Annotated in this window: 16 protein-coding genes and 2 pseudogenes; 9 read left to right on the forward strand and 9 right to left on the reverse strand. The window is 59.6% G+C overall.

The genetic code is table 11. The features are described from left to right. Positions 1-59 precede the first annotated feature (59 nt). Together AC0L3O_RS28955 and AC0L3O_RS28960 are read left to right on the forward strand one after the other, a co-directional pair. Positions 60-665: a type IV toxin-antitoxin system AbiEi family antitoxin domain-containing protein gene (locus tag AC0L3O_RS28955; RefSeq protein ID WP_473617332.1), complete on the forward strand. Its 606-nt coding sequence runs from the start codon at positions 60-62 to the stop codon at positions 663-665. Between the two features lie 170 nt (positions 666-835). Beyond that, positions 836-1,580, forward strand: a pseudogene (locus AC0L3O_RS28960) (nucleotidyl transferase AbiEii/AbiGii toxin family protein). Between the two features lie 202 nt (positions 1,581-1,782). On the opposite strand, the gene AC0L3O_RS28965 reads toward AC0L3O_RS28960, so the two are convergent. After that, on the reverse strand, positions 1,783-2,040 hold the full coding sequence (locus AC0L3O_RS28965) for a hypothetical protein (protein ID WP_473617357.1): 258 nt from the start codon (positions 2,038-2,040) through the stop codon (positions 1,783-1,785). On the opposite strand from AC0L3O_RS28965, the gene AC0L3O_RS28970 reads away from it, so the two are divergent. Then, the gene (locus AC0L3O_RS28970; RefSeq protein WP_473617367.1) at positions 1,942-2,145 is read left to right on the forward strand and encodes a hypothetical protein; all 204 of its coding nucleotides are present in this window, start codon (positions 1,942-1,944) and stop codon (positions 2,143-2,145) included. The two genes, AC0L3O_RS28965 and AC0L3O_RS28970, sit on opposite strands and share 99 nt — an antisense overlap. Positions 2,146-2,259: 114 nt before the next feature. Here AC0L3O_RS28970 and AC0L3O_RS28975 read toward each other — a convergent pair whose 3' ends face one another. The 3 genes from AC0L3O_RS28975 to nifA form a co-directional block, all read right to left on the reverse strand. Continuing rightward, positions 2,260-3,288 (reverse strand): LLM class flavin-dependent oxidoreductase, encoded by a 1,029-nt coding sequence (locus AC0L3O_RS28975; protein ID WP_473617333.1) that lies wholly within the window; start codon positions 3,286-3,288, stop codon positions 2,260-2,262. A gap of 85 nt (positions 3,289-3,373) precedes the next feature. Continuing rightward, positions 3,374-4,522 (reverse strand): histidinol-phosphate transaminase, encoded by a 1,149-nt coding sequence (gene hisC, locus AC0L3O_RS28980; RefSeq protein ID WP_473617334.1) that lies wholly within the window; start codon positions 4,520-4,522, stop codon positions 3,374-3,376. Positions 4,523-4,756: 234 nt separating this feature from the next. Beyond that, positions 4,757-6,538, reverse strand: coding sequence for a nif-specific transcriptional activator NifA (nifA, locus tag AC0L3O_RS28985; RefSeq protein WP_473617358.1), 1,782 nt, complete (start codon positions 6,536-6,538; stop codon positions 4,757-4,759). A 1,097-nt stretch (positions 6,539-7,635) separates the two neighbouring features. On the opposite strand from nifA, the gene AC0L3O_RS28990 reads away from it, so the two are divergent. The 4 genes from AC0L3O_RS28990 to AC0L3O_RS29005 all read left to right on the forward strand — a co-directional run bounded on the left by AC0L3O_RS28990 (position 7,636) and on the right by AC0L3O_RS29005 (position 12,461). Next, on the forward strand, positions 7,636-8,994 hold the full coding sequence (locus AC0L3O_RS28990) for a dicarboxylate/amino acid:cation symporter (protein ID WP_095780352.1): 1,359 nt from the start codon (positions 7,636-7,638) through the stop codon (positions 8,992-8,994). 282 nt (positions 8,995-9,276) lie between these two features. After that, positions 9,277-10,341 (forward strand): LacI family DNA-binding transcriptional regulator, encoded by a 1,065-nt coding sequence (locus AC0L3O_RS28995; RefSeq protein ID WP_473617360.1) that lies wholly within the window; start codon positions 9,277-9,279, stop codon positions 10,339-10,341. 448 nt (positions 10,342-10,789) lie between these two features. Next, a complete protein-coding gene (locus AC0L3O_RS29000) occupies positions 10,790-10,957 on the forward strand; it encodes a hypothetical protein (protein ID WP_156768530.1) in 168 nt (55 codons plus the stop codon). Between the two features lie 1,042 nt (positions 10,958-11,999). Next, a complete protein-coding gene (locus AC0L3O_RS29005; RefSeq protein ID WP_473617336.1) occupies positions 12,000-12,461 on the forward strand; it encodes a transposase in 462 nt (153 codons plus the stop codon). Positions 12,462-12,891: 430 nt separating this feature from the next. Here the strand turns inward: AC0L3O_RS29005 and AC0L3O_RS29010 are convergent, their stop codons facing one another. The 4 genes and pseudogenes from AC0L3O_RS29010 to pdxR form a co-directional block, all read right to left on the reverse strand. Further along, entirely contained in the window at positions 12,892-13,734 is an 843-nt protein-coding gene (locus tag AC0L3O_RS29010) for a TIM barrel protein (RefSeq protein ID WP_065011503.1), read from the reverse strand. Between the two features lie 299 nt (positions 13,735-14,033). After that, a pseudogene (locus AC0L3O_RS29015) lies at positions 14,034-14,365 on the reverse strand (FMN-binding negative transcriptional regulator); the annotation flags it as partial. Between the two features lie 1,341 nt (positions 14,366-15,706). Next, positions 15,707-16,429, reverse strand: coding sequence for a B3/B4 domain-containing protein (locus AC0L3O_RS29020; RefSeq protein ID WP_176478102.1), 723 nt, complete (start codon positions 16,427-16,429; stop codon positions 15,707-15,709). Positions 16,430-16,608: 179 nt separating this feature from the next. Further along, on the reverse strand, positions 16,609-18,147 hold the full coding sequence (gene pdxR, locus AC0L3O_RS29025) for a MocR-like pyridoxine biosynthesis transcription factor PdxR (protein WP_473617361.1): 1,539 nt from the start codon (positions 18,145-18,147) through the stop codon (positions 16,609-16,611). Between the two features lie 68 nt (positions 18,148-18,215). On the opposite strand from pdxR, the gene AC0L3O_RS29030 reads away from it, so the two are divergent. Continuing rightward, positions 18,216-19,454 (forward strand): trans-sulfuration enzyme family protein, encoded by a 1,239-nt coding sequence (locus tag AC0L3O_RS29030; protein ID WP_473617337.1) that lies wholly within the window; start codon positions 18,216-18,218, stop codon positions 19,452-19,454. A 40-nt stretch (positions 19,455-19,494) separates the two neighbouring features. Continuing rightward, positions 19,495-20,397, forward strand: a complete 903-nt coding sequence (locus tag AC0L3O_RS29035; RefSeq protein ID WP_473617338.1) for a dihydrodipicolinate synthase family protein — start codon at positions 19,495-19,497, stop codon at positions 20,395-20,397. 293 nt (positions 20,398-20,690) lie between these two features. Here AC0L3O_RS29035 and AC0L3O_RS29040 read toward each other — a convergent pair whose 3' ends face one another. Continuing rightward, positions 20,691-20,963 carry a DUF982 domain-containing protein gene (locus AC0L3O_RS29040; RefSeq protein WP_348626648.1) on the reverse strand — a complete coding sequence of 91 codons (273 nt, stop codon included), beginning with the start codon at positions 20,961-20,963 and terminating at the stop codon, positions 20,691-20,693. Positions 20,964-20,965 lie beyond the last annotated feature (2 nt).

The raw sequence follows: 20,965 nt of genomic DNA on the forward strand, positions 1-20,965 counted from the left end.
ACCTGATCCTGTTATTTTTTGTCGGCACCTCTCCTATAGTCTTATACAAAAGATAACTAATGACCGACCATCATATGACCTATCGTGAACGCGCTCTTAGCCTGACCAAAGACAAAGGAATTGCGCGCGCCCGCGACTTCAAGGCTGCCGGCATTCCCCTAGTGTATCTAAGGCGCCTGACCGAGGCCGGCGACCTGGTTCGCCTCGGTCGCGGCCTCTATCAAGATCCCAATCGCGTCGGGGAGGATGCCGCGCACGATCTGGCGGAAGCCAGCCGGCTTGTGCCTCACGGAGTGATCAGCCTAATCAGCGCACTTCGACAGCATGGGCTAACCACTCAGCTGCCTCATGCCGTTTGGATGACCATTCCACACAAGGCCCGCACCCCGCACAAAGGCCTCCGGCTCGAAATCGTCCGCGGTGAAGCGCTGACTGCGGGAGTAGAGCATATCCGCGTAGAAGGCGTTGACGTGCCGATATACGGGGTAGCGAAGACTGTCGCCGACTGCTTCAAGCACCGACGCAACGTTGGTGAGGACGTCGCTATCGAAGCGCTGCGCGAATCTCTACACCAACGAAAGACCACACCGAGCGAACTGATGAAGTTCGCCGCCATCGATCGCGTGGTCGGCCGAATGGAGCCTTTGATCAAGGCGATCCAGTGACCGCTAAGATCGTCAAAAATCTAGATGTTTCAATCAGAGCCCGACTGCTCAATCATGCCAAGCAACACGGTGATGACTACCAGCGCGTCCTGACACGCTACGCAATCGAACGCCTGCTCTTTCGCCTCAGCAAAACCGAGGGTGCCGCTCGCTATGTGCTCAAGGGCGCCATGCTGTTCGTCACCTGGCCGGAGCACGTATTTCGGCCAACCGGGGATCTCGATCTGCTAGGCGAGGGCAGTCCCGACCCCGCAGCTATCGCCGAACTGTTCGTCCGCATCTGCCAAGTTGAAGCGCCCGATGACGGGATCCAGTTCGACTCAGGCAACCTCAAGATCGAGGCTGTTCGCGAAGCCGTATCAGGGTGTCCAGCTAATCCTGACTGCGGACTTGGCTGGCGCGAAAATTCACGTGCAAGTCGACATCGGCTTCGGCGATCATGTCTATCCGTCGCCAAAGCGAGGGACCTTTCCCAGCCTGCTGCCGAACCTACCGGAGGCAAGCGTGCTGATGTATCCCCCCGAAACGGTGGTCGCGGAGAAGTTCGAGGTCATGCTCCGCTTTGGGGAAGCAAACGGCCGGATCAAGGACTTTTACGACATCTGGGTCACGACCCGCATCTTCCCCTTCGACGCGTCGAACGTTGTCGAAGCGGTCATCGGCACGCTTCGGCGCCGAGAGACTGCTATCCCCACCGCAATGCCCGCGGGTCTGACAGAGGCCTTTGCAGCGATTGTAGAGGATCGCGGTCTTTGGAGCGGCTTTCTTCGCCGCAACCCACCGACTCTCAAACCGCCGACCTTTGCGGAACTCCAAGAAGAATTGCGACGCTTCTTCGGTCCCATTGTCGATAGTCTCGCGTCCCCGGAGAATGCCCGCGGCCGTTGGAATCCCGATAACGGAACTTGGCTCTAAGGCGGAGAAACGCCTGCGGCCATCGCCAATTTGCCTTCACTGCGCTTCAATGAACGCCCGCAATTTGGACGGTAGTCAGTATGGTGCGATCCCTTTGTGTCGCTTGCCCCCGCAGCCAAGGCGAACAGGGCGCACGGAATGGGCAAGGCATGGCGGGTGATCCTGGTTGTGGCTATCTCTCCTTTTAGCTTGATGCCCGGCGTCAATGTCTTGCAGATCGCATGCAAGCACGGTGTCGTTTTGGAGTTGTTGTTCCGCTAGCGCACTTTTGCGTTGCGCAGCTACGCGCGTGGAATTGGACTTTGGCGAGTTCCTCCTCCAGATCTTCGCCCGAAGCCGCCCCCGGAGCCCGGAAAGCGTTGTGCTGGAACCCGTCGTCGTCGAAGAGGTGGATTTCGCGGACGTACGTTTTGGCGAGATAGTCCAGGACGTAGGAGCCTGTACCGCCGAGGCCGACAATGCCGACCTTCAGCGGCTTGAGCTTCAGCGCGATTGCCACGATATCGGCGCGACTGCTGGCCGTGTCCTCGTAAAGAAAGACACTGTCGTCTCGTCGGGCGCATAAGGCCTGAAGGTTTGCGCCGTCACACCAAGCACTATATCGGCATCATGCGCGGGACCGAGAAGGTGATGGTGCGCCGGAGAAATTCAACTTCGAACGCGGAACGAGCATTTCACGTCAGGTAACTCGAGCCATGATTTCAGATTGGATCGTCCTTGCGGTGTATAGCGAAGCGTCTAAGGACAGATTCCCAAATGCAAGTTGGCAAAGTAGATAATTAGCACCGGCCTCTTCGAGTTGATTAAGAAGAGCTTGTCGCGCGGAAGATGCCGTTCCCACCACGCACAATTCGCTTTCGATTGCTGCATCCAAGCTCAGCGGCAGATTTGGGGGCGTCTGGAGCGCATTGAGGTCGTAGAGGAACCTGAAGCTCTTGAGCCATCGTTCGTAAGCGGGTGCCGCGAGCGCATATGCATCTGTTTCCGATCGCGCGATCACGACCATGCGGAGCATTCCAAGAAATGGCCCTCGCTCGTCCGCGTCGGCACTGCGCTCCCGGCAGGCTCGGAATGCATCAGTAATTCTGCGAACAGAAGAGGCAGGTCCCAGGCACGCGATATTGGCGCCACTTGAAGCGGCCCAGCTGGCCGACTCGGGTCTATTGGTGGCGATCCATGTCGGTGGATGGGGGCGCTGATAAGATCTCAGCGTCAAAGGGACGTCATTCAGCTCAAAATGGCGGCCGCGATAGGACAGCGTGTCGCCCTTCATTGCCTTGATGAGGATTTCGCTGGCTTCCGCATAGTGACCTGGCGCCGCCTCCGCAGCAATCCCGAAATAACCAAGTTCGACTGGGAGAGAGCCGCGCCCTATACCCAGTTCGACCCTGCCACCACTCAACTGGTCCAGCATGCAGATCTCCTCGAACGCACGCAGCGGATGATAAAGGGCAAGGAGCATTACCATCGGGCCGACGCGGAGGTGCCGGGTGCGCTGGACGACGCTAGATAAGAACAGATTCGGCGATGGGCCCCTCCCGTGCGGAGTGCAGTGGTGCTCTGCCAGATGATATGCGTAGAAACCAAGGTGATCGCACGCCTCTGCTAAACTCAGGCGATCGGCGTATTGTCGGGCAATCTCGCAGCCATCCTCGTCCAGGTGGTCGAATATGCCGAAGGTCAGGCCCCGGGGGAAGGCATTCTTCACGCGATTTCTCCAACTCTTTGCAACAGTTCGTGCTCGCAATGATGCAAGCAAATTCAAATTATCGGTTCGCTTAATGGCCGGGGAACTATCGACTGATTAAGGCAGAAGCAGCAGCCGCTGACGGCCGGCACAGCGGGATCGTTTCCTCCGCCCTTCCAGCTATCTCTCTGGCGGCCTCAAGGAATTCATCCATCTCGGTTTTTGTACCGATGCTGATGCGGATGTAATTTTCCAGCCCTGCATCCGGAAAGAAGGCGACGAGTATCTTTTGCCTTTCCAAGGCTGCTTGCCACCATGAGCCTTCCTGCCCCCGTGGAACACGCGCTAGCAGGAAATTTGCGTGAGAAGGTATTACGGAAAATCCGAGTTTCGACAGTGCCACCGTCACTCGCTGTCTTTCATGCTTGATGTGCTTATGGTTCTCGGCATAGGCGCCGCGGTGCCCAAGCACACTGATGCCAACAGCCTGGCCGATCACGTTCATGTTGAAGACGTTCTGGAGATCCCGCAGCCTGCCAATGACTTCAGGGTGGCCAAGTCCGAAACCGACGCGAATGCCGGCGGTGGCATAGCTTTTCGAGAATGTTCTCAAGATCAGGAGGTTTGGATAGCGATCGAGGAGATGCAGACCATTGTCCGGTGCAAAATCGACATAGGCCTCATCCAAGACAATCAGACGGTCTGATTGTGATACCAGGCGTTCAACATCGGCCACAGGAACAAACGTCCCGGTCGGATTGTTTGGGTTGGCCAGCAGAATGAACTTGGCATCTTTTGCTGGTCCCGAAAGCAAGTCTTCGACGGGCAAGGAATGATCTGCGCACCATCCGATTTCGAGAAATTGAGCACCCTGCAAACGGGCAAGTTTGCGGTTGAACGAAAACCCCGGCGACATCATCGCCATTCTGTCTCCTGGAACCAGGAAAGCTCTGTAGATAAGCCCGAGCAGTTCAGACGATCCGTTTCCGGCGATCACCTGATCCTTCGAGACGCCGTAGGCTTCCGACGCTGCTTGCCTCAAGCTGACGTTGTCGTCTTCTGGATATAGATATTGCCGTTCGAGAGCCGCCATCGCACTTTGCATTATGGCTTTCGGCAACGGAAACGGGTTCTCGTTCGTGTTTAGCTTGACGCAACAAGGATCCGGCGCCGGTTTGTCGGACAGCAGAACATCTAACTGTCCCGCTACTTGCGAAAGGGAAGAAAGCACAGTTTGCAGTTTTGCATCAGACATCAATTTTTCTCCGTTTCGGTCTCAGTGCGTCCGGTACGAGCTGGTGATCAAGAGATGGCCTGGACCACCGACGATAGCGCTGCCGTCAGACCCGGGTGCACGGTGGGGCGACGACCGCGGGGGCAGCGCGGCCTGTGCGATCGGATCGGAATTGCAGGAGCCCCGCATCACTCGTCTCAAGGGCGCCAAGGCACGAATGCTTGATTGTCCCAGCTACTCGGCTCGGTGATTTGTTCAAAGACGCTTGATCTCGATGCCGTATTTCCTCAACACGTAGCCGATCTGGCGCGGCGTCAGTCCGAGCAGGCGTGCCGCCTTTGCCTGGACCCAGCCACATCTCTCCATCGCCTGGATGACACGTTCGGCATCGGCCATTCTCGCAGAGTGGACTACCCCGACTGGGTCCAGCGGCGGCTGCCCTTCGGTCGCTGACGGCGGTGGGACGGCGGCAGAACTAACCCCAGCAGCCAGCGGCATGGCCCGAACCAATGGTAGCGGCCCGATCGGCGAGGGTTGCAGCGCGACTTTGCCAAGTCTGCAATTATGCAGCGCCTCGGCGAAGCATTTGTCTTGGCAGCATGCAAAGTCATCTTTCCCGATTGATGGCCCCGCCGCCAGAACCGCGGTCCGATACACGCAGTTTTCCAATTCGCGAATGTTGCCGGGAAAGTCACAGTTTACCAGTACTTCGATCGCGCTCGGATCGAAGGTCAACATAAGGCCATTCTCATCGTTGAAATTCTTGAGAAACTCAGCTGCGAGGAGCGGAATATCGCTGCGCCTTTCGCGAAGCGCCGGCACCAGCAAGGGAACAACACTGATGCGGTAGTAGAGGTCGGCACGGAACTCGTTTCTGGCAACTGCCTCTTCCAGGTTCTTGTTCGTAGCGGCAATGATGCGGACGTCGACTTTAATGGTCTGGTTGCCCCCGACCCGCTCAAACTCCTGCTCCTGCAGCACGCGCAAGAGCTTTGCCTGGAACGAGGCCGAAATCTCGCCGATCTCGTCTAGGAACAATGTCCCCTTGTCGGCGAGCTCAAAGCGCCCCTTGCGCGAGTTGAACGCACTTGTGAATGCACCCTTTTCATGGCCGAACAATTCGGATTCCAGCACAGTCTCGGGTAGCGCCGCGCAATTGAGTTTGATGAAGGGCCGCTTGGCGCGCGGGGACAACTCGTGGATAGCCTTGGCGACCAGCTCCTTCCCGGTACCGGATTCGCCTCGCAACAGAACCGCAATCTTGGCCTTGGCTACGAGCGCGACCTTCTCAAGCAGACCGCGCAACGCCAAACTGTCGCCAATCATCCCCTCCACGTGAGTGTTACGCTGCGGGGCCAGGCGCTTCTGCTTTGGCAGGGAGTCCTGCTTTGCCATTGGTTGTTCGCGGTCGCCCTCGAAAGAGCGATGCGACTTCACTGCCTGCCCTACCAGGTTGGCGATTAGCGGGAGCAGACAGAGGCTGTAATCGAGCCAAACTCTTGAGCCATGGCGCAGTACGTGGTCGATGGTCAGCGTGCCCACGACATTTGCATCGACGCGAATGGGAACGCCGACGAAGGACACTGGTATGCCGTCGGAAGCCCCGAGCACGTCCATGTCGGCGGCGAAAGCCGGATGAACCGCGATGTTCTCGGTGGCCAGGGGCTTGTCCGTCGCCAAAACCTGGTCGATTGCATTTCGTGGCAGGTACGTCCGGCAGCGCTCACTGCAGCTCTCGGTCCGGCCGGCGCCTGCGATGATCTCCAGTTCGCCATCACCGTCGAAAAGAGAGATGATGCCGTGCCTCATCTGCAGAAACGATCGCAGCAGGTCTACAACCTTGGCCAGCCTGACCTCGAGCCCGGAGGGGGCGGTGAGCGCTTTCGAAATTTCGTAGATGCCGGCAAGCGCGCTCGCGCGCGACGGCAGAATGGCGGGTTCCGAGTCATCCCTTTTGGTGTCGTGCAATGATGTGCAGCTTGACGAAGTCTGCTCAGCACTGTCTTCAGATTGGCGACCATTGTCCTGATCTGACATGTCATCCTCGATCTTGGGCCGCGACAGCAACGCCGCGCCATCTGGACCTGCGATGTCCCCCGGCGTAAACGCATCATCAGATGGCATCAGGGCCCGAGCCACCGATGGCCGGCACCAACAAGAATGTCTTCGCACCGCGAGCCGCAGCATGATTGGCGCACTTGCTTACGGGTGAGAGCCGCTTACCGGAACGCTTGAGACGTTGATGCGGGTAGTCGTGATGTGTCGGCGGGAGGACGCCAGAGTTCCGCAGGCGACATACTGCCTTGCATAAGATCACGTGTGGGTCACGGTTTTGGGCGTCGGTCAGGGCCTGACGAGGGGCAAGCCCGGAAGACGCCGGAGGCAAGGCTTGATGCATGGCTTGGCTATCCCTTACTGAACTGAGGCGCGGTTCAGGCTTCCGGAGCGCAACCACACGTTGCCCTACAGAGCGGGAACGAGGATGGCTAGTCAACCGAGCTTTCCTCGCATTTCTGAAAGGAAAGCAGGAGAACATGATAGAATTCCATCAACTGAGATTCGCCGACAGATCGATCTCGAACGGCAGAGTTACCCCGGCGTGTTCATGGATGCCCCGCGCGGTGAGCGTACGGAGGTCGACGCCTCCGGGATGCTGTCGGCGTTAGGGCGGCTCGTCGGACACTACGGCCCGAAGTGTCGTCGAGCGGCCAAAGTGTTCGCGCTATGAAGCATCTTCTGAGTCGCACTGATGCGCGCCAGGTCCGGTGAATCATTCGGTCTTATCGACGACCCGTCGGGATGCCACGGCTGCAGCGGGAGCGCGGTAAGAGCCAGCCTCGTGTCAGGAATCCTCCACTTCCGTGCCCGGCCGGGTCGCAAATGCGACAAAGAAGCGAGCGAGCACAGCGGATGCCAGAGTTAGCGACTGGTGGCTGTCAGGCTAAAGCAATGGGTGCAAAGCTGGCGTTAGTGCGGGATTTCGCCCGAGATGACGGCAACAGTGCGGAAGCTCGCACAACCCGCCCTTACTGAGGCTGCCTCACCGAGCGGAGGAATACCTTATTGGGCGCGGGCCTTCACTTGGCACGACACTTGCTGTCGACATGCCAGCAGCGCGTGACCGGAGCGCCGCGATGGGAGAAGCGCGGGAGGGAGGAGACCCCACCGCGACCCGGTCAGGGAGAGAAAAGCTGTTGGTTTCACCAATCCGAAGCGCGGGTCCTGCGCCCCGCAAGGCCTTCTGCGCCCAGCCCTACATTCAGGTGCTTACCGCCATCGCACTCGGTGTCGCAGTTGGGTATTTCTACCCGGACGTCGGCGAGAGCCTGAAGCCGCTCGGCGATGCCTTCATCAAGCTCGTCAAGATGATCATCGCGCCGGTGATCTTTCTAACCGTGACGACCGGCATTGCCGGTATGAATGACCTCAAGAAGGTCGGCCGCGTCGCCGGCAAAGCAATGATCTATTTTCTCACCTTCTCGAGCCTCGCATTGATTGTCGGTCTCATTGTCGCAAATGTCGTTCAGCCGGGTGCCGGCCTGAACATCGATCCGGCGTCGCTCGATGCCCAGGCCGTGAAGGGCTATGCCGCCAAGGTCCACGAGCAGTCGGTGACCGGCTTCCTGATGAACATCATTCCCTCGACGATCGTTAGTGCCTTCGCCGAAGGCGACATCATGCAGGTCCTGTTCTTCTCGGTGCTGTTCGGCATCGCTCTGGCGATGGTCGGCGACACGGGCAAGCCTGTGCTTTCTTTGCTTCAGGCGCTCCTCGCGCCGGTGTTCAAGCTGGTCGGCATTCTGATGAGGGCCGCGCCCGTCGGCGCTTTCGGCGCCATGGCCTTTACCATCGGCAAATATGGGATCGGTTCGGTGGCCAACCTCGCTATGCTGGTCGCGACGTTCTATTTCACCGCCTTCCTCTTCGTATTCGGGATTCTAGGCGCGGTCTGCCGATACAACGGCTTCTCGATCTTTTCTCTCGTGCGCTACATCAAGGAAGAGCTGCTGCTGGTCCTGGCAACGTCCTCCTCGGAGGCCGCACTGCCTTCGCTCATCGCGAAGATGGAGAACGCCGGCGCGAAGCGTTCCGTCGTGGGTCTCGTTATCCCGACTGGATATTCCTTTAATCTGGACGGCACCAATATCTACATGACGCTCGCCGCCCTCTTCATCGCCCAGGCAACGAACACGCACTTGTCAATTCCCGATCAGATATTCCTATTGCTTGTCGCGATGCTTTCCTCGAAAGGTGCCGCAGGTATAACAGGGGCCGGCTTTATCACCTTGGCTGCTACGCTCTCCGTAATACCAAGCGTTCCCGTTGCTGGGATGGCCCTCATCCTTGGCGTGGACCGCTTCATGTCCGAATGCCGAGCGCTGACGAACGTAATCGGCAATGCGGTGGCCTCGCTGGTTGTCGCCCGCTGGGAAGGCGAACTGGACGAAACGCGCATGAAAGCTGCCTTCTACGGGAGCTTGCCGAGAGATTAAACCGACCACGCGCCCCAGCAAGATTGCTGCAGCGCGACCAGCCAAGTCGCCGGCTCATCAGCCACCAAACAATCGGCTCGCCGGGTCTAAACAGCGGTTCGCGGGCCACAGATCAGAAGCATCAAATGCGGTGAGGACAAGAAACATGCACGCCCTATGGAAACGGACCGCAGACCGAGACACGCCCGGGTGCGCCTGGAGCGCTGATCAATGTATAGGCCGTCGATCGGGGAGGATGCCGAAACCACTTTGCCGCCCCAATCCGTCGCCGGCACGCACCGGATGACGGAGCGCCAGCCGATCAAAATCGGAGCGACGGCAAAGCGCCCTACAATTGCCGATCTCGCCCGCGAAGCGGGGGTGAGCGTGGCAACGGTCGATCGGGTGCTGAACGCTCGCCTTCCGGTGCGGGAGGAGACCGCGCGTCGCGTCCACCACGCGGCCCACGCGATCGGCTATCATGCTGCGGGACTTATCAAACAGCGCACGGGAAAGGACCTGCCCCGCTACCGGCTGGGCTTCATCTTGAGGAAACCGGCCCAGCATTTCTACCAGGAGTTCGCGCGCGAGGTCGAGGCGTCGGTCAGTTCGGCCCACTGCTTCCACGGCATTCCGCTCATCGAATTCGCGCCGTCACATTTGCCTGGGGATCTGACGGCACTGCTTAAGGATCTTGGTAGCCGATGCCACGCGATCGCCATGGTGGCGCCAGATCACCCGAAGATCACGGCAGCAGTCGAGGAGCTCAAGGCGAAAGGCATCCCGGTCTTTTCGCTACTTTCTGACTTCGCCGCCGGCGTGCGCGAGGGCTACATAGGTCTCAACAACCGCAGCGTCGGTCGGACGGCAGCTTGGATGTTCTCCAAGGTCGCTAAACGGTCTGGCAAGGTGGCCGTGTTTGTCGGCAGCCACCGTTTCCAGGGTCATGAGCTGCGGGAAAGCGGGTTTCGTTCCTATTTCCGTGAGAACGAGCCAGCATTCGAGGTGCTGGATACGCTCGTCAATCTTGAGAAGCGACAGATCACCTACGAGGCGCTGCTGGATCTTATGCAGCGGGAACCTGAGCTCGTCGGCTTCTACATGGCCGGCGGTGGCATGGAGGGGGCTATCTCCGCGCTCCGGGAAGAGGGCAAAGGCCAGGATCTCGTCGCGATCGTGAATGAAATCACGCCGGAGTCGCGGGAGGCCCTCGCGGACGACATCATCACGATGGCGGTGGCGACGCCACTGCGCCGACTTTGCCAGGAGCTGATGTTGCTGATGGATCGCGCCATCAGGACCGGCACCGCGGAGACGCCGGGGCAGACATTTCTCCCGTTTGACATCTATCTGCCGGAAAACATCTGAAATGATGTGATCTATCGCCATGGCCGACATTCCTTTCATAAATGCCCGCGCAGTCCACTCCACTCGGGACAGTGTGCGCATTTCAAATGAAGTGTACGCTCTGCTCATTCAGATCGAGGCCGAAGCCGTGCTGGGGGATCTCCTCAATTCAATCACGTTAGATGAAGCTAAGCGTGAAGCTCTTACAAAGGAGCTTCGCCAGTTGTGGGAGCAGCGCTGCATTCGGCTGCATCCCTCACAAGCTGCTCGCGTCCGCCGATCGTTTGCTGGACGAAGCATAACGGGCCCACCAAAATGGCTCTTTCGCTTCATGCGGTGTTCCGAACAGGAGCGGTGCGTTGCCCAGAGTCGGACCGCTCACTAATGGTCGGGCGACGCCGAGGCCGGTCGGGGGCAGTTTTGGCGCCGTTTTGCAGCAATGCTTGCTGATGGCTCAGCGAAGTCCCCCGTGATCGCCTGGCTGCCGGAGAGGCAACCAGGCGTGCGTCCTTCAGCATTCCCAAACCTCACCGTCGACATCACGGCCATGATCGGCCTTGAGAACGCGCCATCGATCGAACCGAAAAGCGGGTTGGCAGGCCTTCAGGAGGAGGCGAACACAAGTGAAGCGGCTTGAAGCTCGGCGTGAAAGGGGAAACAACTTTTCCGGACATATCGTGAGCGTGGCAAACTCGCTCCCAAGAGGTATAGCGGCCCGGTGAAGGCTCGGGGAATTTATGCACTCCGCGGGCCACGAAAACGTGCTGCCCAGGGCAAGCCTATATTGGCTTTCCCGATTGCGCACGACGCCGCTGCGTGGCTCCGCAAAATTCACTCGGTCAGTACCGGGACGACGTTCCGACCAGGCGGCCGCCGCCGCGGTACTCGTGAAAGAAGGGTCGCCCCAGCAACGACTGCGGCGACGAGTAGCTTCGGTCAGGCTCCGTTCTTGTCGAAGAAGCCTGTCATGCTCTGCCGCTGCCGGACGACGCTCGATGCGAGTTCGACTCGGCTCGTGCCCTCGCCTCTCCCCGCTCGCCAATTCTGCGCAGCTGTCCGTTCTTCGGCGCCAACCGATGTCGGTTCATGTTTTTAATCAGCAGGCTAGCGTCGGTAGCACCGGCCTTCGGAGGTATGCCGTCCTGCATTGCCAGCGCAGATTGGATCGCAGCTCTTGAGCAGCTCCTTTCAGTTCGGATGCCAGCCGTCGCGCTACCATCGAAAACACGGGAGATAGCTTTTGCATGCTGCAGGAATCCACCATCTCCTCGGTCCCGAGATGGCATTGCATACTTGCTCTTAGGTGCTCATAGGAACCGGTCTGTTCCGGGGTGTGCGTCGCCAGCGGGGCTTGCTCGGGCGGTCGGATGCATATAGCTCGGCTACAGAAGAAGCGGCCAGACCTTCATCCGTCGTCTGCCGCGACTTCCTGCATAATTCGTGTTCACAAGGAACGACCTATGAGGCGGCAGCCCCGAGCATTCACGGTGGAGATTAGACAGAAGCGCAGTTCTCAAAAACGGAGTCGTTCGATCTGGAGCGATGTCGATCTTACCGCAGCAATGGCCGAGACAACAAGGGAACTCGAGGAGATGGAGTTGCCAAATGGTCGCCCTGTTGACTCAAGTGTTGTAGCGCTTGATGCTGAACACTTGCACAAACCGCGAGCGGAGTATCTCATGGCAAATCCCCTGGACGCAGAACCAGAAATAACTGCAACGCAACCGGCAGCCAAGGTAGAGGGGCCTCAAAAGAAGAAAGCCAAACGGTCGCCGAAAGCGAAGGCTGAGCCTAGGCCGCCTGCTCGGAAAGCGCCCAATGCGGCGTCTCAGGCGGAGGAAGCACCAGCAGCGACCGTGCGGACCGGACGTAAGATCTACTCGAAAAACGAGCGCGCCCAGATGCTCGCCCTGATACAGAAGTCTATCAGTGGCGGCGCCACCCTCAAGAGCGCCGTAAAGCAGGCCGGCATTTCGGAACAGACCTACTATCAATGGAAGAAAGCTGCGTTGCCCGCATCGGTTGGTGACGATCTGAAGGACCTCGTCGCGCTTGAGGAAGAAAACAAACGACTGAAGAGCCTGCTCGCGGAACGCCTGCGCAAGGAGAACGCGGAACTGAAGAGGAAGCTGGGGTTTTAATAACGCTGAATCGCAGATCGGAGCGCCAGAATTCTTGTCCGACGCGCTATCCGAGAGCTCATAACTGCGGGTCTGGCACCGGCACTTCTGGTCGGATGAAGCGGGTCGTCGGTGAATCCCGGAGAGGCCGCCTAGGTGAAGCAGCTGCTGCGCGACCGCGGTCCTAGAAGAAGATCACCTCAGGACCACCTGCGATTGGCTTCGCGCACTCGCCCTTTGTCCGCCATCAGGTGCTCTTCGTCCGAAAATTCCGATAGTCCGTCGCCCTCAGCATCAGATCCAACCTTCGCCTTGCGGGCCCATCGAACTGCCGCGGCCGCCCAAGGCAGTCCAATGGCCAGTGTTGACAATGGTGATCCGGCAAGCATCTGCATGAGCGGGACATAGGAGCGATCTCGAATGACTACTCCGCTCAATTTGTCTACGCGCCTTAGACCGGCACTCGCGCCAGTAGCCCGTGTCGGATGAGATCGATGCTGGCGGCAAATGCGCCTGCAGAGTCATTCAATGCGTGGACTTCCTCGACGAGCTCAAGAGAAAAGGGACCCGTATAGCCGCCATCAAGTAGCGCCCGGATCTGGCTGCAATTGTCGGAACCTCCCAGGAGGCGATCCGGGTGAACCCACAAGGTTGGATCGTTTATGCCTGAAATGTGCACGAGACCGGTCAGATCGCAGAAGAAGGACGTCTCGCCGGCGAGTGTGTGATGGAATGTATCGTGCACAAGCCGGAAGACGGACTGGCCATCAACCCAGGCAATAGCGTTAGCCGCTTCGGTCTTCGACCGAAGCGAGGAGGTCTGGAAGCCAAGCGGTTCGATGAGCCCAACCAGACCCCGTGACTGAAGTATCGGCTTGAGCGCCTTCAAGGCGACGCGGAGATTGCCATTGCGCTCGCCATTGGCGGACCACGAACCGTCGTTCACCGGCACTAGCATGAGCGCCTGGGCGCCACAGGCGGCCGCATAATCGGCGAGCTTGCTGGCCTCGGCCTTGCGGGCGGGAGTCCATTCGTTGAACCGCTGTAGGGCGTTGACTGAGATGATCGTGACGCCCGCTTCGGCAGCGGCAGACCGAACCTCCGCCGGCGGCTTGCCGCGCACAACAGCCTTACTGCAGGGATTATTCCGGATTTGCACGTCGGTCAGACCGAGATCGCGGGCGAGCGCGAAGAACGTCCTGACGTCAAGCCCGGGCGTCGCCATGTGGTCGAGAGCAAACCGAAGTGGCGCCTGGCGCACGGAGAGGCTTTCCTCCATGAAGGCGGCCGCCATTCTCGGCTGACTGGCTTCTGCCGTTTGTTGATTTACGAGGCCGAAATGATCGGCATAGGGAGGCGAATCAATCGAACTGACCCGCTCTTTATTCACACGATTGTGCTTCATTGTGAGCCGACTTTCACGCAGCGGATACTACCGCGCCTCTTGAGAACATTGATCTGCTAGGCGAAATGACCGAAGATCGATCGAGGCTATCCAGCTGCTTCCGCAGAGTAGGCGCCAACCCGGAAAGATGCTGAACCGATCCGGAGCCAAACTGATGTGGCAGGCTGCTTCTTCGTAGCGAGGCCGATGCCCAGCGCGATCATAGCGCGTCCCTTCCAGGTCGGCACAACCTTCCTGGTTTCCCGTTTGGCCGCATACCACGCCGGGTCACGTAAGCATCCGGCCCCATGAAGGTGGCCAAGCCATCGCTCAGCGGCGGAACACGGCACTGCGGATTGGCCTTCGCGAGCTGGCCGTAGATCACGCCGTGCTCGCCCTCGCTTTTATCAAGCAAGAGGGGCAGTGACGAGGCGAAAAGTCATTGGGCCGTGGCAGTGACGAAGTTCGCCAGCGGCGCTGCGCGGACGCTCGCTCGCAGGAAATCGATATCATCATCCCGGAAGGCTGGAGGGGTGTACATCGGGGGAACTCCTTGTGTGCATTGCAGGTCAGATACTTGCAATCTGGCCCTCTGGAAACAGCCAGTTCGTTGCAATTGAAGCCGTCCAGTTGGTGAAGTGGCATGGCGGGGGATCATCGGGCTAACAATTTGGCGGTCCAACAATGAGGCCCTCCGGCTTCTGCGCCCCCGACATCTCTTGGCTTCGCCCAACCGTCCGTGGCTCCGCCGTCGCCAGCGTACCGCTACCGATCGAGTTGCCGGCGATAAAGATAGAATCAGGGGCAGCCTTTCTGGCGGCCCTGATGGGGTGCTGTTGAAGACACCTACCCGGAGATGGCGCATCTCGTGCGGCTCGTTCAAGGGAGGAGGAGCGGCCAGTGCATTATGGCCCACGGTCACAAAGAGCGCATGCTGCTGCCGATCGAGCGTTGGCGCGGCGCACGGTGCCGTGATGCCATCCCGTCGGCCGGCCGGCTTAGCCAACTGCGCTACGGATGGAAGGTCGGGCGGCAGCAGGGCGTCGCTGCGGTGGCTGGCTGTTCCCGGGGCAGCACGCGATTACCCGACGTGCAGATCCATCGGATTGTCGCCGAGACTGCAAAAGCGCCAACCCCGTAAAGGGGCCCGGCCGGCACACGCTGCGTCACAGCTTCGCCAAGCCTGGAGGCCGGCGCCGAAGTCGGAGTTACCCGGGTCCTGCTGGGGCTCGACCCGCAGATATGCTGCAGGCCAGTCAGCTCGAGAACTTAGCCTTTTCAAGGAGGCGGAGAGCTCGCCCGACGGGTGAGCGTGCGGCGACTCGATCGAGATCGCTCCGTGCTGCCCGGCCTGCCTATCAGGTCGCGTATGCAGGCCAGCTCAGCCTCGGCAGCTCAAGGTCATGTCGGCGATCGAGCACTGCCGCACGGCAGGTGTTACGCGGCCAACGGCAGATCGGGCACAACTGCCGTGGTCGTCACACACGTCGATGAGGCAGGCGGAAATGGATCGTGATCCGCATCCCCCTCGGCGGAGAGCGAGTCTCCCCAAGCATGGCAGATGTCTCGCAACCGCTTCGATCCGAATTAATCCGGCTTTCGCGACGAGATGTATGAAGGCTCGGAGTGCCAGGACTGAAGCTCGCCCCGGAGCGTCTGACGTCGAGATTGATCAAAGCAGCAACCCGAAGAGGTGCGCATCTTTGGACCGTGGCTACACTGGGTCGATTCGAATTATGAATGCGGTGCACCTTCCGCTGGCCTGTACGAAATGGCCAGAGGGGTTACCTCCTATCGACCTTCGCAGCCCCAGGAGACCCAGCTCGCAAAGGAACGCAGACTGCTTGGAGTGAACCGATTATCATCGGGGCGGGCACGTTCCTCAACCGACCCGCCTGTCGAGACTAGCGACCGAGGCTTTAGCGGTGGTGATTTCCTGCTTGTAGACCTTACACCCTGGTGCCAGCTCTCTCAGACCGCTCACGAGCATGTTAGCCGCCTGCTCGAGCGCCTCTTCCGGCATCGCTGCCAAGCTTTCCAAAATAAACCACATGCGGCCGCCCACCGTCTCCAACCGGGTGCGCGTGCTCTGCCGCCAATTCCAGCGGCGACATGTAGCTCCCAGATCGTCGCGCCAGATGACCTCCCCCTTGGAAGCGCTTTCGACGACCGCTTCCCCATTCAAAACAGTGTGGAAGGACTCCGTTCCTACGGCAATCGTCAGCCGCGGTTTGCCGACATATGCATCGAAATTTTCGCCGCCAATGGGTATTGAGAAACGCAGGCTCACTGCATTGTAGAGGTCAACGACAGGATTTATTGGTGGGATGCGGCCATCCTTCTCCACCCGTTTTTTCAATGCCTGCGCCGAGCAAGGCGTCCGGTTTGGTTTCGCGCCGAACCGGACGTATGCCTCCGCCCAATTGGCCAAGTGCGCTTCTCCCCAGGCGGGTCCCCCCGCTCGGGCGAAATCGCAAGCCTCTCCCAACACGTCCCGAGCCATGACGCCTCGCGCACTGTCCTCTGCATCAACAAGAATGCTGATTGCGCGAAAGTCAGGTGCGATCTCTGCTATTTCTTCGTCGATCAGCGGAAAATCCAACAACGCTTCCTCCTTTAAGCCGGCCGCGATGGCGCCTCTGCTTCCACTGGATTTTAGAGTCTCCTCAAGAATTCCTTTCCCCAGGTCCCAGGGTCAGAGTACTGCCCGGACCCGGACTGGCCGACAGAGCCAGTCCTGGCAAGTCTTGCTGGTCTGCGATCACTGCCGGCGTGACTCCGGGGTCACGAGCCAGGCCCGTTCGCTGTCAGGGCGGGTATTGAGCATCTTGCCGAATCCTTGGCAAAGCTTTTTACCCGTTGGACAGCGCCAGTAAGGAGCCGAACGCCATTCTCGATCTGCCGAATCGTCAGGGCGGAATAGCCCATCACCAGTCCAATCCGGTCAGCACGGCCTTCATCTCGGATGTACAGCAATGAAATCGGATGGATGCCAACCCCGACCCGCCGCGCCTCTTCAACCAGGACGTCCTCCAGCGACCGAGAAAGATCCTTGAACCAGACGACGACATGCAGCCCTGCATCGGCCCCCTCGATGGCAATGCTGTCTGCGAACGCGCGTCGAAGGACGGCAAGCAGTGCCTCTCGCCGCTCGCCGTTAAGACGGCGGACGCGGCGGACATGGCTTTCATAACCACCGCTCTCGATGAGTGAGGCCAGGGCCTCCTGTTCCGCGACCGGAGAATGCCTGTCGAGAAGCTGCTTGGCCATCGCAAAGACGTCTTGCAACTCGGCCGGAACCACCAGGTAGCCGATGCGCAGCATCGGCGACAGTGTCTTGGAGATCGTGCCAACATAGATTACGGAACTGCGGTCTTCCAGCTTATGCAGCGGGGGCACCGGTCGAATATCGTACCGGTACTCGCCATCGTAATCGTCCTCGATAATATAGGCGTCATTGCGCCGAGCCCATTCGAGGAGCTGATACCGCCGCGAAATCGACAAGACGGCGCCGAGCGGGAACTGGTGCGACGGGGTGACATAGGCCAGCCGCGCTGGGATCTCCTGCAGCAGCTCGGTCTTCATGCCCTCGCTATCAACGGCGACAGCGACGGGCGTGGCTCCTGTGCTGGCAAAGACTTGGCGCGCCATTCTATAGCAGGGATCCTCGATCACGAAGCTGTCAGAAGGATCGAGCAGCAGGCGCGCGCACATATCGAGGCACTGCTGTGATCCGCTGACGACGAGGATCTGCTCGACCTGGCAGCTAAGCGCTCGGGCACGCCACAAATATCCCTGCAGCGCCTGGCGCAAGCGATGCGAGCCGCGTGGATCGTGATAGGCCAGCCTTCCGGGGCTTTGTGACATCGCCGCGTTCATCGCACGCTTCCACGTCAGCGCCGGGAAATCAGATGGGGCGAGATCGCCATAACGGAAATCGACCTTGAGGCGGTTGGGGAGGTAATCGCGCCGTGGCGGACTGGCGCGCAGTCGCTCGCCGTAACAGGAAAGGTGGATCGGGCCAGTCCGTTTCGGCACCGCGCTGGTCTCTTTACTTCGGACTAGCGAAGAGGCAACGCGAGGTCTTGCGCCTTGAATGACCTCGATGAAACCTTCGGCGACCAGCTGATCATACGCCACGGTGACCGTGGTTCGCGACACACCGAGTTCATTTGCGAGGCCGCGTGACGACGGCAGCTGGCTGCCCGTTTCATAGATCCCACCTAGGATCTGCTCGCGAAGAGCTTCGCAGATCTGGCGCGCGCCGAGACCTTGCGAGCGAGCTGTCGACGCTTCAGGAGAAGGCTGGACCATTTCTTTCATCGCCAACTGGACGTTCCATCTGAGTTAGTGTGACGGCATTGTCCCCGAAATCAAGAGGGTTAAAGCCGATGACCAGCGCCGAAGATCAGCTTGAAGCCGAGGCAACATCAACGCCGTCCCGGAACGACGTCGGTCTCGCATTCGCCACCCGGGCAATCCATCATGGCTACGATCCGGCCGGCTTTTCCAATTCTGTTCAGACGCCGGTGTTTCTTACATCGACGTATGGATTTGAAAGCGTTGCAGCAAACGAAGCCGTCGCAGCGCTTGGCGGAAGGCTCTACGCACGCGAATACAACCCGACCACCGAGATCCTCGAAAAGCGGCTCGCCAATCTCGAAGGAGCCGAAGCTGGGCTGGTACTCGCCTCGGGGATCGCCGCCTTCGGCACGCTGATCCTTTCGCTGCTTTCGCAAGGTGACGAACTCATTGTCCACAAGACACTCTATTCAAATACGCTCGCCATGGTCGAGCAGGGGCTGCCGCAGTTTGGCATCAAGGTCGTTGCCGTCGACCTGTCGAATCCGAGCAATCTCAATGGCGCCATCACTGACAGGACCCGGCTCGTGTTCTTCGAGACGCCAATCAACCCGCTGAGCCGTATCCTCGACATCGCTGCCATTGCCGAACACGCCCATTCTCGCGGCGTGAAGGTCGCCGTCGACAGCACCTTCGCCTCGCCCGCCCTCCAGCGTCCGCTGGAACTCGGAGCCGACATCGTGATCCATTCGCTGACCAAGTACATCAATGGCCATGGCGATGCTCTGGGCGGTGTGATACTGGGCGATGCGAAAACAATGCACCTGCTGCGCGAAACTGGCCTGCGCTATCTCACCGGGGCAGCGCTCTCGCCCATGTCGGCGTTCCTGATTTTGCGCGGGTTGAAGACACTCACGTTGCGTATGGAGCGTCACAGTGTCTCTGGGCTTGCGGTCGCTCAGGCGCTCGAGGCGCACCCGGCTGTGGCTTGGGTTAGCTATCCATTTCTCGGCTCTCATCCCGACCAGGAGATCGCGCGCAGACAGATGTCGCAAGGCTCGGGCATGTTGGCTCTCGGCCTCCAAACGGGGTTCGAGGGCGCGCGCCGTATGATGGACCGGCTCAAGCTGATCATCAGGGCGGTCAGCCTCGGCGACGCTGACAGTCTCATCTATCATCCGGCAAGCCTGACCCGCTCGCGCAAGTCAATCCGCAAGGACGCGCATTTGCCTGACGGAGTCGGCGACGACCTCATGCGTCTGTCGGTAGGGCTCGAAGACGCAGCCGATTTGATCGCGGATCTAGAGCAGGCGCTGGACGGGGTCTGATGCCCAACGCTTCACCCAATGTAACAACGGGAGCTTCAGCATGGCTTTCCTGAGCGGCCTTTCGGCCTTCCCAATAACGCCAAGCGACAGGTACGGCGGCGTCGATGTCCTGGCGCTTCGAAAGCTGATAGCGCGGCTTTGCGCAGCAAAGGTGGATTCCATCGGCCTGCTCGGTAGCACCGGCACCTACATGTATCTGTCGCGCGCGGAACGCCGCCGGGCGATTTGCCAGGCGCTGGACGAGACGCGTGGACGAGTCCCGCTCGTGGTGGGCGTGGGCGCTTTGCGCACCGATGAAGCGGTACACTATGCGAGCGATGCCAAGGCCCTTGGCGCAGCCGCGGGGTTGCTCGCGGCTATTTCCTACACCCCGCTCACTGACGACGAAGTTTTCGAGCATTTTTCGACAGTGGCGCGCGAAAGCGGCCTGCCGATCGTGATCTACGACAATCCTGCAAACACGCATTTTCGCTTCACGCCAGCGCTCATCGAGCGTCTGGGACAGCTGCCTGAGATCCTCGCTATTAAAAACTCAGCCGACCGGGGCGATGCTATCAAAGGCCAACTTGCGCACCAGAAAAAAATTGTGCCGAAAGGATTCTCGATCGGCTACAGCGGCGACTGGAACGCCACCGAGGCCCTGATCGCCGGCGCCGATACATGGTACAGCGTCCTCGGTGGCATCTTGCCCGACCCCTGCCTGAGGATGGTCAGAGCCGCTCAGCACGGCGACCACGCAGAAGCACACCGGATCGACGCCACCCTGGCCCCGGTGTGGGAGCTTCTCAAGACGTTCTCGAGCCTTCGCGTCGTCTACGCAATCGCCGAGCTCCTCGAAATCTGTTCCGCCGAGCCCCCACGGCCAATCAAGCCGCTTTCCGCTGCGGCGAAGGGCCAGCTCGCCGGCGTCTTGGACCGTCTAGGATCAGGTGTCGGATCGTAAGCCGCGCGACTTCATATTGCCGAGGGAAAAATGTACGCACCGACCCCTTTCGATGACTAGCCGAGATGTTCTCCATAATCTGATCGGGAACAATGCGCGCGGCGTGCTGATCACCGATGGATCGACAGGCCTCGACGCCAATCACGTCCTCGTCAACGTGTTCGATTGGCAGAACGTCTTATCGGCGAGTGAGGTAGGCGTCCGGGGCCGCCAACGCCTACATTTCTCCGGAAGAGTGTGCAGGCCAGACGACTTCCACTCGAAGCATCAAAGCCTTGATGCGCTAACAGCATTCAATCGCTGCGCAGGATCTTTGCTTCAAGCGCGGCTGCCACAAAAGCCCTTCGAGCAGCTGGTGGATGGGCCTCACCACGCAATACCTGCAGACAAGCGTCCATCGCTACCCTCCGTTTCTCGGTCCGATGATGAAGGGCACGGATCAGGATAGCGGCCGCCTGGTTGACATCGAACACGATACGCTCAGAACTGTGGCGGCCAACCTGAACAACGACCGCCCTCTCAAATCTGTGCAAGCCGGTCATCTCTCCGCCCCCCAAGGCGATCATCC

This window comes from Mesorhizobium sp. WSM4810 (assembly GCF_055811235.1).